A 13,828-nucleotide genomic window follows, 5' to 3' on the forward strand; every position below is an offset into this window, starting at 1 on the left:
CCTTTCCGACCGCCGCCCCCGCCGTCGACGCATCGCGATTCCGCGCGATTCCGCACAGGACCTTTCCTGTGCAACGCCTTAATCGACCGCCGCACGATCTCCAATAATGGCCGCTCGATCCATCGGCCGCCAGGCCGGACCCACAACAAGAAAACTCCTATGCATTCCTGCCAAATGAACCCGCAGGCCGGCGCACGCGTCGCGGGGACCGTCATTGCCGCCTGCCTGAGCAGCTTCGTGCCGAATGTCGCGCATGCGCAGAGCAGCGTGACGCTGTACGGCCTGATCGACACGTCGATCACCTACTCGACCAACCAGCGCACGCGCGGCGCCGGCTCGCCCGGCGGCGGCAGCGTCGCGATGACGAGCGGCGCGCTGAATGCGTCGCGCTGGGGGCTGCGCGGCCGCGAGGATCTCGGCGGCGGGATGGCCGCGGTCTTCGCGCTCGAAAACGGCTTCTCGGGCACCACCGGCAAGCTGTCGCAGAAAGGCGTCGACCTGTTCGGCCGCCAGGCGTGGATCGGCGTGAGCTCGAAGACGGCCGGCACGCTTTCCTTCGGCCGCCAGTACGACCTGATCCTCGATTTCGTGACGCCGCTCGGCGCGTCCGGCCCCGGCTGGGGCGGCAACCTCGCCGTCCACCCGTACGACAACGACGATTCGAACCGCAACCTGCGCATCAACAACGCGGTGAAATATACGAGCCCGACGGTTCGCGGGCTGACGTTCGGCGCGATGGTCGGCTTCTCGAACACGGCCGGCCAGTTCTCCAACAATGCCGTGTGGAGCACGGGCGTGTCGTATGCGAACGGGCCGCTGAAGCTCGGCGCCGGCTACCTGAAGATCAGCCGCGACCGCAACGCGCCGAACCCGGACGGCGCGCTGAGCACGGTCGACGGCTCCGCGACGATCACGGGCGGCAACCAGCAGATCTGGGCCCTGGCCGGCCGGTATGCGTTCGGGCCGCACTCGGTCGGCGCCGCGTGGTCGCATTCGGCCACCGACGGCGTGACGGGCGTGCTCCAGGGCGGCAACATCGCGCCGCTGAAGGGCGAATCGCTGGTGTTCGACAACTTCTCGATCGACGGACGCTACTTCGTCACGCGCGCGTTGAGCGTCGCCGCCGCATACACGTACACGATGGGCCGCTTCGACACCCACACGGGCCAGACGCGTCCGAAATGGAACCAGGTCGTCGCGCAGGCCGACTACGCGCTGTCGAAGCGCACGGATGCGTATCTCGAAGGCACTTACCAGAGCGTGAGCGGCGGCAACGGCAATCCGGCGTTCAACGCGACCGTCTGGACCTTGACGCCTTCGGCGAACAGCAACCAGGTCGTCGTCGCGCTCGGGCTGCGGCACAAGTTCTGACGAATGCGGCGTCCCGCGGCCGCCCGGCTGCATCCGACGAGCACGTCACCCGTCACCCGATCGCCGTGATCGACACGAGAAAGGCCGCGCTCCGTGCGCGGCCTTTTCGCTGTGGCGGGCGTCGGGTATCGCGTACGGGCGCGCGGAAGCAAGAATGCCTCCCGACTGTCGCATTTGCGCAAAAAATGCGAAGAAACTGGTCACGTTGTGACATTTTTCCTAATCTGTTTGCAGCGACGCCGCGATTCGGCGTTCCGGTCGCAACATTCTTTCATCTGGCGCACCATCGGCTTACGAGCCTGCATCACGGCAACGGAGCCGGACCTTTCGCGCCATGGCGGCCGGACAGCTGCGTGCGGACGGCACGCAGCCACGCTTTCAACGCAGTCAACCGCTGGAGACGAACGATGAGCAAAATGAACCGAATTGCGGTCCTGGCAACTTTCGTACTGCTGGCCGGTTGTCACAACGCGGCGAAAACGCCCGAGAATGCCGGCGCGGCACCGGAGCCCTCGAGCGAAACCGTCGCGACGGTGACGGCCGACGATCTGAACAATCCGAACAGCCCGCTCGCCAAGCGCAGCATCTACTTCGATTTCGACCAGTACTCCGTGAAGCCCGAATTCCAGTCGCTGCTGCAGGCGCACGCCGACTACCTGCGCAGCCACCCGGCGCGGCACGTGCTGATCCAGGGCAACACCGACGAGCGCGGCACGTCCGAATACAACCTCGCGCTCGGCCAGCGCCGCTCGCAGGCCGTGGCGAGCGCGCTTCAGACGCTCGGCGTGCCGGCCACGCAACTCGAGGCCGTCAGCCTCGGCAAGGAAAAGCCGGTCGCGCTCGGCCACGACGAGGAAGCGTGGGCGCAGAACCGCCGCGCCGATCTCGTCTATCGTTGATCCGGCGTCGCCGCGGCGGCGGCGATACGCAAAAAGCATGGAATAAACGCGCCGCCGAAACGTCTTCTCATCGCGCAGACGCGCGGTTCACGCGAACCGCCTTTCCCGTGGCCTGCGCGCTGCAAGGAGATTGCAATGAAATCGGCAACGTTGGCCGCGGCGCTCGTCGCGGCGCTGGTGCTCGTGCTGTCGGCGGGCTGTACGTCGTCGGGCAGCGGCGTGTCGCAAGGACCCGGCATGAGCCGGTATGGCGGCTCGGGAGGTAGCGGAGGCGGCGGCGGCTACTGACGCGCCGCCGTCAGGAAAACGGGGCGGCGCATCGCGCACGGGCACCGGAAACCGGCCGCCTCGTGCGCGACGCCCCGCCCCGGGGCGCGATTCAACGCATCGCCTTCACGTCGGCCGGCGTGACGTTCGCCGGCTGGCCGCCCCACGTCGCGCGCAGGTAGTTCGCGAGCTGCGCGAGTTCGTCGTCGCTCAACGTTTTCGCGAAACCCGGCATCGGCTGCAGGTTTTCGAAACCGGCGAACTTCTGCTCGTCGATGCCGTCGAGCATCGCGACCAGCAGGTTGCGCGGATCGCCCTGGCGCACCGTCGAGTTGCCGTTCATCGGCACCGCCACGTGCGGCTTGCCTTCGCCGTTGAAACCGTGACAGCCCGCGCAGACCGCGAGATACACCGAGCGGCCGGCGGCCAGTTGCGCGGCATCGGCCGATACCGGCTTCACCGGTTGCGGCGCGGGCGGCGTATCGCCGAGCAGGTACACCGACAGTCCGCGCAGGTCGTCCTTCGTCAGGTACTGCGTGCTCAGGTGCACGACCGGATACATCTCGCCGAACGCCGAGCCTTGCGGCGCGATGCCGACGCCGAAGAACGTCTGCAGGTCGGTGCCCGTCCAGCCGCGCGCGGCGAGGCCGGCCGGCGTGATGTCGGGCGCGGCCACGCGGCCGAGCGCGGCCCCCGCGAACGGCTTCGCGCCGTCGAGCTGGCCCGTGAAGGCGCGCGGCGTGTGGCATTCCGCGCAGTGGCCGAGCGCGCCCGCGAGATAGCGGCCGCGCTGCCAGTCGGCGGATTGCCCGGTCGACGCATCCGGCAGGCTGTCCTTCAGGAACAGCATGTCCCAGAAGACCATGCCGAAGCGCAGGTTGTACGGGAACTTGAGTTCATGCGCGCGGTTTTCCTGCGCGACCGGCTTGACCGTCTTCAGGTACGCGAACATCGCGTCGGCATCGGCGCGCGTGAGCTGCCGGTACGACGTGTACGGCATCGACGGATACAGGCGCTTGCCCGGCGCCTTGCCGTCGTGCAGCGCGGCATAGAAGTCGTCCGCGCTCCAGTTGCCGATCCCGTGATCCTTGTCGGGCGTGATGTTCGAGCCGTAGAACGTGCCGAACGGCGATTCGAGCGCCGCGCCGCCGGCGAACGGCGCGCCGTCCTTCGCGGTGTGGCACGCCGCGCAGTCGGCGGCCTTCACGAGATAGCGGCCGCGCGCGACCGGGTCGGCGCCGGGCGCGCCGGACGCCGCGTTCGAGGCCGGCGCGTCGTGGCCGCCGCACGCGGCGAGCAGCAGCGCGCAGGCCGCTGCGAGCGCGGGCAGGCGCGCGGCCCGCGCGACACGATGAGCGAGTGTGCGGTTCATGCGGCGTCCTTCACGAGTCCCGGCGTCGTCAGCACCACGTCCTTGACGGCTTCGTAGTAGCGGACATAGCCCGTGCAACGGCAGAGATGCGCGTCGAGCGCGTCGGTGATCGTGCGTTCCACGTCGGCCTTCGCGATCGGCTCGCGCTTCAGGCGTTCGATCAGCACGGTCGCCGCGTTGACGAAACCCGGCGTGCAGTAGCCGCACTGGAAGCTGAAGTGCTCGAGGAACTTCTGCTGGATCGGCGACAGCTCGACCACTTCGCCGGCTTCGTTGCGCTTCGCGTGGCCTTCGATCGTGCGGATCGAACGGCCGTGGAAGAAGTGCGCGCCGGTAATGCAGGTGCGCATTTCCTCGCTCGTGCCGTCCGGCTGGTCGACGATCACGACGCACGCATGGCAGATGCCCTGCCCGCAGCCGAGCCGCGACCCGGTGAGGCCCGCGTACTCGTGCAGGAACTCGATCATCATCAGCCCTTCCGGCACCTGCATCGGGCCGACGGTCTTGCCGTTGATCCTGACCGACAGCGGTTTCTGCTGGAACCGGACGAGCGGACGCTCGACGGCGGCCGCGGCCGATGCCGGCGCAGCCGGGGCGGCGGGAACGGACGCCGATGCGGCCGAAGTTGCCGCCGGTGCGGAAGCGCCAGTCGCAGCCACGCTGGCGCTCGCGGCCGAAGCCGCGGTTTGGGCGGTCGTCATGCGAGCACCTCCTGAATCTTTTGCGGGGTCACCGGCAGATCGGTGAAACGATGGCCGATCGCGTGCGCGATGCCGTTCACGATCGCGCCGACGACGGGGATCATCACCACTTCGGCGACACCCTTCGGCGGATCGGTCTCGGACAGCGGCGGCAGCACGTCGCCCGTCTGCGTCCAGACGGCGACGTCGGACGCGCGCGGCAGCTGGTAACGGTTGAAGTTCCACGTCCCGTTGCCCGGGCCGTCCTCGTAAAGCGGCAGGTACTCGTGCAGCGCATGGCCGATGCCCATCGCGAGACCACCCTGCAACTGGCCCGACACGAGCTGCGGCGAAATCTGGTTGCCGCATTCCATGATCGAATGGTGCGTGAGCAGTTCGACCTTGCCGGTCGCTCCGTGCACGGCCAGCTCGACGAGCGTGCCGACCGCCGTGTAATACGTGACGGCCGCGTTGTTGCGGCTCGTCGGCGGGATGAACACGCGCTTGCGGTCCAGCACGCGGTAGCCGTTCGCGGTCGGCGGCAGCGTGCCGCGCAGCGCGGTCGCGCCGGCCGGCGCGGCGGTGCCCGGGATCGGACCATCATCGCCCGTCTTCGGCGCGCCGACCCGCAGCGACAACCCGTCGATCGGCAGACGCTCGACCGCGCCACCTACCTCGAATTCCGCATCGGTCCACTGCCAGCGGTTGAACACGTGCACGACGGCGCCGGTCGGCAGGCCGAGCGCATGCGCCTGCTTCGCGAGCTGTTCGAACGTCAGCGGCTCGAGGCCGTCGGCGGTCAGCTTGCCGTCGACCCAGCGTGCATCCTCGATGCGGATCGTGTACGGCGCGGCCTGGCCGCCGCCGAGGCCGCGCGTCCAGATCGACATCGCGGCCGGCCACAGCCCGTAGCGGAACACGGCGCGCGCGGCTTCGCGCGTGCTGTGCGTGAAGTAGTACGCGGAGTTCGTCGCGCTCGACGGCGACGCATAGCCCGGCGACCAGCGCGGGTTCGCGCTCAGGCGGTCCTGGTCGGCCTGCGACATCAGGTACGGGTCGCCGCTCGTCTCGACCGGCAGGTCCGGCCATTCGGTCACGGCCACGCGCACGTCGGTCGCCGGACGGCCGAGCCATTTCGCGACCGCGACGGCCTGCGACGTCGACATCCCGGTGCCGATCTCGGCCGCGGTGTGCTGCAGCGACACCTTGCCGTGCTCGTCGAATTCGACCTTCGCGAACGACGCTTCCGCGCCCGTGCCGAAATCCTTCTGCACGCACGCGAAGCCGACGCCGTAGCGCTTGCCCGGATGCGCGGCCTCGAATTCGGCCTTGCGCGCGGCGCGACGCGTCCACAGCGGATGCTGCTTCGCGCGCTCCAGCACTTCGTCGACGCGCAGCGCGCCGGCGGGAATCGCGCCCTGCGTGTTCTTCATCCCCGAACGCAGCGCGTTGCGCAGACGGAAGTCGATCGGGTCGATGTTCAATTGCGCGGCGATCTCGTCGACCGCCATCTCGGTGGCGGCCATGCTCTGCAGCGTGCCGTAGCCGCGTGCGGAGCCGGCGTCGATCGCGCGCGACGCGATCGCGACGGCCGCCAGGTCGCTCTTCGGGAAGTAGTAGATCGATTGCGCGGCGGTGGCGCCGACCATCGCGACCGACGGCGAGAAGTTCGAGCGACCGCCGCCGTTCGCCTCGAAGTCGCCCTTGAACGACTGCAGCAGGCCCGTGTTGCGGTCGACCGCGATCCGGTAACGCATCTTGAACGCGTGACGCTTCAGCGACGTCTGGAACTGCTCGTAGCGGTCGTTCGCGAAACGCACCGGGCGGCCGTCCGCGTACAGCGCGCAGACGAGGCCGTAGAACGGCACGTTGAAGTGGTCTTTCGAGCCGTAGCCGACCGTGTAGCACGGGTGCACGAACAGCTTCTTCACCGGGAAGCGGCATTTCGCGACCATCGCGGCCGCGTTCTCCGACACTTCGAGCGGCGACTGGGTCGGCACGACGAGGTGCAGCGATTGCGTCGCGGCGTCGTACCAGCAGTTCGCGTTGTCGGGTTCGAGCGCGGCCGTATCGACCGACTGCGTGTTGTATTCGCGGTCGAACACGAGCCAGTCGGCCGACGGATGGTCGAGCTCGCTGGCGATCTGCCCGGCGAGGAACATGCCCTGCTCGTCGAGCTTGCCATGCTCCTTGCCGTCCGGCCAGACCGGCAGGTGCTTGCGCATCATGCTCGGGAAGATCGGCGCGTCCTTCAGGCTCGAATAGACGTCGTCGTCATAGGCCGTCTTGCCGCCCACGCGCACGTAGCGGAAGGTGCCCCACGGATCGCGCTCGAGCGGGCCCGTGACCGCGCCGTAGCGGATCACGTCGTCGCGGAACTTCAGCGCGTTCTTCGCGAAGCGGAAGCGCGCGAAGTCGTGATAGATCAGGATCGCGACCGCATGGCCGAGATACGCGGGCGTCTTGCCGGCCGGCAACAGCATGTCGTCGCCGTAGAACGGCGGGAACGCGACGCCGTCGCGCGCGAGATCGTCGGCCGTGACCACGCGGTCCGGCTTCAGCTCGTCGCCGAGCAGCGACAGGTCGAAACCTTCGTACGTGCGGTCGGCCTGCGTGACGCGCAGGATCAGCGCGTGCGACTGCTGCTGCGGCCAGTGCGGCATGTCGGCGGCGCGCACGTCGCGGGCGAACACTTTCGAGCCCGTGACCTTCGCGATGCCGTCGATGCGGAATTGGGGGATGCCGGTGACGCTATCCCACTTGACGGGGGTGAGGAGTTTTTCTTCGAAGAGCGCCGCGAACGCGCGGCTGCCGATGGGCGCGACATACACCGCGACGCCCGCCAGCACGCTGGCTTTCAGAAAACCCCGCCGTGACAGGCCGTGGTTTTTCATTGGGGGGAACCTCCTGATGCGGCTCGGACGGCGATCGGGTGTCGCGGCGTTCGGAGCGGCGCGCATTCTGGCATTGTTTTTGATATATCGCCTATAGTATTTCTCGCATGAAATACTTATTGGATTTCTTATAACGGGATTCAGCCGGGCTGCGGCGGGCGGTCGCGGGCGCGAATCGCCGGCCGTGCGCGTGCGGCCGGCGGCCGCCACGCAGGCTGCCCCCGTCTCCTGCCGGTCGCCGCACATCGTTCCGTTCGCAACGATGCTGCCTTCGCGCCGCCGAATCCGCAAGCCTCTCGCAACCGTGGTTTACGACTACCGCGCGAAGCGGTGCGCGGCGCCGTCGGGCGGCCCGCGCCGCCGGTTTTTCATGGTAATGTCGTGCGCATCCGGCTCGGCCGGGCGTCCGCCACGTGCCGTGCGGGCGTCGCCAGCCATCCCGACATCGTGTCGAGGTCAACGACCATGGCAGTCAGGGCGTCTCTCCTGAACTCCGTTCTCGCCACTCCCCCCTCCGGCAACCACCGCGTGACGGCCGCGCTGCGTCCGTCGATGCTCGTCACGCTGTTCGAGGACGTGCGCCCGATGGCGCTGTCCGGGCTCGCGAGCGGCTTCGTCGCGGCCGTCGCGCTGATCCGGCTGCAGCAGCTGTGGTGCCTCGCGTGGCTCGTCGTCGACGTCGGCCTGCTCATCGCGCGCCTGTCGATCGCACGGGCCTACACGGTGCGGCGCAACGCCGGCGACGATCGCGCCGAATACTGGGCGAGGCGCTATGCGCCGGTGTCGCTCGTCGCGTGCTTCGTGCTCGGCCTCGGCGTGATGGGCTGCGTGCAGGCGGCCGACGTCGAGCTGGGCACGCTGTCGGTGATGGTCGCGGGCGGCGTGTTCGGCGGGATCGCGTCGCGCAATTCGGCGCTGCCGCGGCTCGCGATGACGCAGGTCCTGCTCGGCGTGCTGCCGATCGGCGTCGGTGCGCTGCTGGCCCCGCGGGCGGGCGCATGGCTGCTGGTGCCGCCGCTCGCGATCTATCTCGCGGCGATGCGCACGGTCGTGCAGCGCCACTACCGCGTGCTCGTCGCGCTGATCGCCGCGCGCCAGCGCAACGCCGAACTGGTCGCGCGCTTCGACGCCGCCCTCACCTACATGCCGCACGGCCTGTGCATGATCGATGGCGACAGCCGCGTGATCGTCGCGAACCGGCGCACCGCGCAACTGTTCGGCTCGCCGCGCGAGATCATGCTCGATACGCCGCTGCCGGCCGTGGTCGCCGCACTCGGCGCGAACGCCGCGACCGATCCCGGCGGCATCGGCCTCGCCGCGCAATGCGACAGCTGGCTGAGCCGCAACGAGCCCGCGCCGTTGGACATCGCGCTCGCCGACGGCCGCCAGCTCGAACTGACGCGCCACCGCGTGCCGGACGGCAACGCGGTGATCATCGTCGAGGACGTCACCGCGCGCCGCCAGACCGAGCAGCACATTCGGCACCTCGCGCGGCACGACGCGCTGACCGGTTTGCCGAATCGCCACGAGCTGCACGCGGCGCTCAAGCGGATGCTCGCGCGCCGGCCGCGGCTGCCGAGCCCGGCGTTCGCCATCATGTATCTCGACCTCGACGGCTTCAAGTCGATCAACGACCGCTTCGGCCACCAGGCCGGCGACGAAGTGCTCACGCAGGTCGCCGAACGGCTCGGCAAGACGCTGCCGCCGGGCGAGCTCGCGGCTCGCATCGGCGGCGACGAATTCGTCGTCGCGATCGACGACACGACGATGCACGCGTGCTCGATCCTCGCCGCGCGGATCATCCGGCAGATTTCGGCGCCGTATGGGTTGTCGAACGGCGAGACCGTCTGCATCGGCATCAGCATCGGCATCGCGCTCGACGACGGGCACGGCTCGCCCGACGAACTGATCCGGCAAGCCGACAGCGCGCTGTACGACGCGAAGTCGGCCGGCAAGGGCATCTACTGTTTCTATTCGAGCGGCAGCCGCCGCATGGCGCCGGCCACCGCAAGCTGAGCCCGTGACGCGCACGCCGCGCATCAACTTTCCGTGCCCGCTGCGTTCTCCCGACGATTCAATTCCGAAACGCTTTGCCGGTCCGCACATGACGCCGTGCGTTCGCGTGTCACGTGACGTGTTCCGTAACATCGCCATCCGACGCGCCGCAAGATGACTGCAGAAGCCCGCACGATCGAGGCCGGGCACGGCATTTCGCGGCTGGCACTCTTATTGCTCCTTGATGGGGAAAGAACGTTTCAGGGAGCCCAACATGAATACCGTCGACGTGCTCGCACGAACCGAAATCATCGACGAACAGGCCGTGATCGACGGCGCATCGCTGATCCGCCGGCTCGTGTCCGAGCGCCGGATGCCGGCCGCGCGCGAAGCCGCCTGCATCGACAATCCGCCGCTCACGCTGTACGGCGCGTTTCGTCAGGGCGTCGCCGATCACGCCGCGCGACGCGCGAATCCGTATCGCGCCGGCAGCCGTTTCTGGGCACTGTGGGAAGAAGGACGTCTCGAAGCTGAAACATCCGGCCGGTAAGCGCGTCGCGCGCGCCGGCCCTGTCACGACACGGGCTGGCGCGAGAGCCGGCACGTCAATGCAGCCGGCCGGCGCGCCGGCATGGCTTCATCGCTGCAACATCGCGCGCGCCCGCGTATGGTCCCGGCAAGACACGGCCGTGCGCCCGTCCGCGGTCACGCGCTGCCTGGCCGATCCCGCCCGCCGCGCCGCGCGGCGCCGGTTTCCCCTATAAGATGGCAGATTCCGTTCATCGAACGACGCTGCCATGACTTCCTCCCCTGCTCGAAACCCCATTCACTGCGAAATCGATCTCGACGCGCAAGGCAAGCACGCGGGCTACCTGCGGCTGCCGCACTCCGTGCACCGTTCCGCATACGGCTGGCTGCCGATCCCGATCGCGTCGATCCGCAACGGCGACGGCCCGGTCGCGCTCGTGATGGCCGGCAACCACGGCGACGAGTACGAAGGCCAGATCATCGTGTCGCAACTGATGCGCGAGATCGAACCCGACATGGTCCGCGGGCAGTTGATCCTGCTGCCGATGGCGAATTTCCCGGCGGCGGATGCGGGCCTGCGCGTGTCGCCGCTCGACGAAGGCAACCTGAACCGCAGCTTTCCCGGCGACCCGACCGGCACGCCGACGCAGATGATCGCCCACTACATCGAGCACGCGCTGCTGTCGCGCGCGCAGTATCTGGTCGACCTGCATTCGGGCGGCAGCTCGCTGCTGTACCAGGGCGGCAACATGCTCGCGATCGATCCGCTCGACGCCGACGAAGCCGAGAAGCTCAACGGGCTGCTGGTCGCGTTCGGATTGCACAATGCATTGCTGCACGCGCCGAATCCCGTGCATTCGGCGTCGGCCGCGCGCCGGCAAGGCGCGATCTCGATCGTCACCGAACTCGGCGGCGCCGGGATGGCCGATCCGTCGCTGATCCGGCTCGGTCGCCACGGACTGCTGCATTACCTCGGCTATATCGGGTTGCTGCACGGCGCGCTCGTGCCCGACGCGCCGCCGACCGTCACGCGCTTCATGCGCGTCGACGGCGATCGCCATTTCGTCTATGCGTACGAGCGTGGGCTGTACGAGCCGCTCGTCGAGCTCGGCGACCAGGTGAAGGCCGGGCAGCCGGCCGCGTGGGTGCATTTCCCCGATACGCCGTTGCGCGAACCGGTGCTGCACCGGTTCAACGGCGACGGCGAGGTGGTGTGCAAGCGCGTGCCGGCGCAGGTGCGGCGCGGGGATTGCCTGTTTCAGCTCGCGGAGTCGTCGACGCCGCCGCGCGTCATCGCGTGAGGCACCCGACTGACGCGTTCACGACCGCCGTACGCTGCCAGTGCGGACACGCCGACCGTCAGTCGAACGACACCGGCGATTCGTTTCCCTGCGCAACACCGCATTGATGGCAATGCGGAAAGAAGAAGAAATTCCGGCCACCGCATTCGCACACATTGAAAAGCCTCAAGCCGCAATGGACGCAGAACGTGGAGTCGTTGCCACCGAGACTCCATTGTTTGTCGCATGACGGGCAGCGCTTTTTTTCGAGCGACCGGACGGCTTTTTCGTATCCGATCGTGCGCGCGCGTTCGCCCTGATCCTGCTGCAATTCGAGCCGTTTGCGCTCGGCATAGCGCTGAAACGCCTTCATCATGTAAAGACCGGCGAATACCGTGAGCACGATGCCGACGAGGACCCGGACATAGCCGCCGAAATTCGGCAGGTACGGCACCAGTTCAATGAAAAACGCGCTCAGCGCAAACAGGCCGAAACCGTACACGAACGGCCAGTAGCGCGCGTTGCGGTAGCGGATGAACAGCCAGGTCGCGATCAGCAGTATCGGCAACGTCAGCGCCAGCCGCAGCCCGAACACCTGCATCTCGTAGCGCCGGGTCGCGTCGTCGAAGCGCCGTTCGGCTGCTGTGTCCGCTTCGGCGATTTGCGTGTCGACTTGCGTCTGCTGCGATGCCAGCGCCCGTTGCTGGTCGCCGATCGCATCGATCTGATGCTGCCAGTTGACGACCACTGCCTGCAGCGTATCCAGCTTGCGCGTTCTCGCCACGATGTCCGAGTCCCTCGCACCGTCTCCCGTCACCGCGCGAGTGGCCAGCCAGTTGCGGAAACTTTCCTTTTCGGCCGCGTACGCCTTCGCGGCACGGCCGCGCGCCACTTCCATCGTGTCGACCTTCTCGGCGAGCGCATCGCGCTGCGCCCGCAACTGACGCCGCGCCGCGTCCAGCCGCGCTTTTAACGGAGCGTCGGCGAATTGCTCGATGACCGGCGGACCACCCCGAGGCGCGAACGCCATGTCGCGAATCACGAGACTGCCGAGCATGTTCAGAAAGACGGCGAAGATGATCGCGATCACCCATGACGCGAGTCGCAGGAGCCGCGCAGGGCTGGTCAGGCCGTCGCCGGAAGTCATCATGGTTTTTCCTTCCTTGTTGTTGGAATGGTTTCCATTGGTATCAATCTTGATGCAACCGTCGATGCTCTCTTTGTCGTCGGTTGCCGTGCGGCGCCGCGCTGATGCCGAATGCCGAATGCCGAATGCCGATCCTAAACGGTCGGCCCCCATTCGCGCTAGCGGACAAGTCCCCTCGACATTGACGTCGAATCTCCGCCACTGACCGGCAATCGCCCCCGTCAGATAGAATGACGCGCTTTGCCCGTACGCCTATGTGGTTCAAGAATCTCCAGCTTCACCGTCTTCCCGCGCCCTGGGCCGTTACTGCCGACCAGATGGAAAAATGGCTCGCGCCTCACGCATTCCAGCCGGGCAGCAGCGTCGAAATGCAGCGCGTTGGCTGGGCGTCGCCGCGTGACGACGGCGCGCTCGTGTATTCGATCAACCGGCAGATGCTGCTGGTGTTTCGTGCCGAAAAGAAACTGCTGCCGGCGTCGGTCGTCAATCAGGTCACCAAGGCCCGTGCGCTCGAACTCGAAGAGCAACAGGGCTTCAAGGTCGGCCGGAAACAACTGCGCGAACTCAAGGAACAGGTGACCGACGAACTGCTGCCGCGCGCGTTCAGCATTCGCCGCGATACCCGCGTGTGGATCGATACGGCGAACGGCTGGCTCGTCATCGATGCGGCGGCCCAGGCGCTCGCCGACGACGTTCGCAGCCTGCTCGTCAAATCGATCGACGGATTGCCGCTCGCCGGCGTTCAGGTGGCGCGCTCGCCGGTCGCCGCGATGACGGACTGGCTGCTGTCCGGCGACGCGCCGGGCGGATTCACCGTCGACCAGGACGCCGAGTTGCGCTCGAGCGGCGAAGGCGGCGCCACCGTACGCTACGTCGGCCACGCGCTGGAAGCGAACGACATGCGCCGGCACATCGAAGCCGGCAAACAATGCATGCGCCTCGCGATGACCTGGGACGACCGGATCTCGTTCGTGCTGACTCCGTCGCTGACGATCAAGCGGGTCACGCCGCTCGACGTGATCAAGGAGGCGGCGGACCCCACCGCGCAGAACGACGACGAGCGCTTCGACTCCGACTTCACGCTGATGACGGGTGAATTGGCGCGGATGCTGACCAGTCTCGTCGATATCCTGGGCGGGGATCGGCAGGACTCGGTTCCTCAGCCGGCAGCAGCCTGAACAGCGTCGTCGAGGGTCGTCGCCGCGCGACGACGCGACAATTCAAGGGGGACCGTCGCCATCATGGCGGCGGATCGCGGCCGGGGGCGCGGCCGTGAAAAGCCTACCCCCATCGGCATCAGGCATGACCGGCAGGCGATCGAAACGACGACACCCCGCCAATCCACGGCGGCCCTTCCCCGTCGTCCACACCGCAAACGGGCACGGCTCTCCCACC

General features: G+C 67.8%; 11 protein-coding genes. 7 read left to right on the forward strand and 4 right to left on the reverse strand.

The window, feature by feature from the left end:
* Positions 1–159: 159 nt before the first annotated feature.
* From H0X95_RS34990 to H0X95_RS35000, 3 genes are all read left to right on the forward strand, one after another.
* Positions 160–1,371 carry a porin gene (locus H0X95_RS34990; RefSeq protein ID WP_080403578.1) on the forward strand — a complete coding sequence of 404 codons (1,212 nt, stop codon included), beginning with the start codon at positions 160–162 and terminating at the stop codon, positions 1,369–1,371.
* A gap of 407 nt (positions 1,372–1,778) precedes the next feature.
* Positions 1,779–2,270 carry a peptidoglycan-associated lipoprotein Pal gene (gene pal / locus H0X95_RS34995; RefSeq protein ID WP_006492284.1) on the forward strand — a complete coding sequence of 164 codons (492 nt, stop codon included), beginning with the start codon at positions 1,779–1,781 and terminating at the stop codon, positions 2,268–2,270.
* A 135-nt stretch (positions 2,271–2,405) separates the two neighbouring features.
* Entirely contained in the window at positions 2,406–2,558 is a 153-nt protein-coding gene (locus tag H0X95_RS35000) for a hypothetical protein (protein ID WP_006494842.1), read from the forward strand.
* Positions 2,559–2,649: 91 nt separating this feature from the next.
* Here H0X95_RS35000 and H0X95_RS35005 read toward each other — a convergent pair whose 3' ends face one another.
* Genes H0X95_RS35005 through H0X95_RS35015 form a run of 3 tightly spaced genes read right to left on the reverse strand, consistent with a single transcriptional unit; the run spans position 2,650 to position 7,483 of the window.
* Positions 2,650–3,909, reverse strand: coding sequence for a cytochrome c (locus tag H0X95_RS35005; protein WP_059722787.1), 1,260 nt, complete (start codon positions 3,907–3,909; stop codon positions 2,650–2,652).
* Complete coding sequence (locus tag H0X95_RS35010) at positions 3,906–4,610, reverse strand: (2Fe-2S)-binding protein (protein ID WP_006483632.1); 705 nt, start codon at positions 4,608–4,610, stop codon at positions 3,906–3,908. The genes H0X95_RS35005 and H0X95_RS35010 overlap by 4 nt, the downstream gene beginning before the upstream one ends.
* On the reverse strand, positions 4,607–7,483 hold the full coding sequence (locus tag H0X95_RS35015) for a xanthine dehydrogenase family protein molybdopterin-binding subunit (protein ID WP_059722785.1): 2,877 nt from the start codon (positions 7,481–7,483) through the stop codon (positions 4,607–4,609). The genes H0X95_RS35010 and H0X95_RS35015 overlap by 4 nt, the downstream gene beginning before the upstream one ends.
* A gap of 465 nt (positions 7,484–7,948) precedes the next feature.
* Between H0X95_RS35015 and H0X95_RS35020 the strand changes: the two genes are divergently transcribed.
* The 3 genes from H0X95_RS35020 (at position 7,949) to H0X95_RS35030 (ending at position 11,307) form a co-directional block, all read left to right on the forward strand.
* Positions 7,949–9,499, forward strand: coding sequence for a sensor domain-containing diguanylate cyclase (locus H0X95_RS35020; RefSeq protein ID WP_059722783.1), 1,551 nt, complete (start codon positions 7,949–7,951; stop codon positions 9,497–9,499).
* A 253-nt stretch (positions 9,500–9,752) separates the two neighbouring features.
* Entirely contained in the window at positions 9,753–10,028 is a 276-nt protein-coding gene (locus H0X95_RS35025) for a hypothetical protein (protein WP_006483627.1), read from the forward strand.
* 247 nt (positions 10,029–10,275) lie between these two features.
* On the forward strand, positions 10,276–11,307 hold the full coding sequence (locus H0X95_RS35030) for a succinylglutamate desuccinylase/aspartoacylase family protein (RefSeq protein WP_006494837.1): 1,032 nt from the start codon (positions 10,276–10,278) through the stop codon (positions 11,305–11,307).
* 58 nt (positions 11,308–11,365) lie between these two features.
* On the opposite strand, the gene H0X95_RS35035 is transcribed toward H0X95_RS35030, so the two are convergent.
* Entirely contained in the window at positions 11,366–12,433 is a 1,068-nt protein-coding gene (locus H0X95_RS35035) for a hypothetical protein (RefSeq protein ID WP_059722797.1), read from the reverse strand.
* A gap of 254 nt (positions 12,434–12,687) precedes the next feature.
* Between H0X95_RS35035 and H0X95_RS35040 the strand changes: the two genes are divergently transcribed.
* On the forward strand, positions 12,688–13,611 hold the full coding sequence (locus H0X95_RS35040; RefSeq protein WP_006494835.1) for a recombination-associated protein RdgC: 924 nt from the start codon (positions 12,688–12,690) through the stop codon (positions 13,609–13,611).
* Positions 13,612–13,828: the final 217 nt, after the last annotated feature.

It is taken from the genome of Burkholderia sp. 9779_493 (assembly GCF_015712215.1).
GTDB lineage: Bacteria > Pseudomonadota > Gammaproteobacteria > Burkholderiales > Burkholderiaceae > Burkholderia > Burkholderia cenocepacia.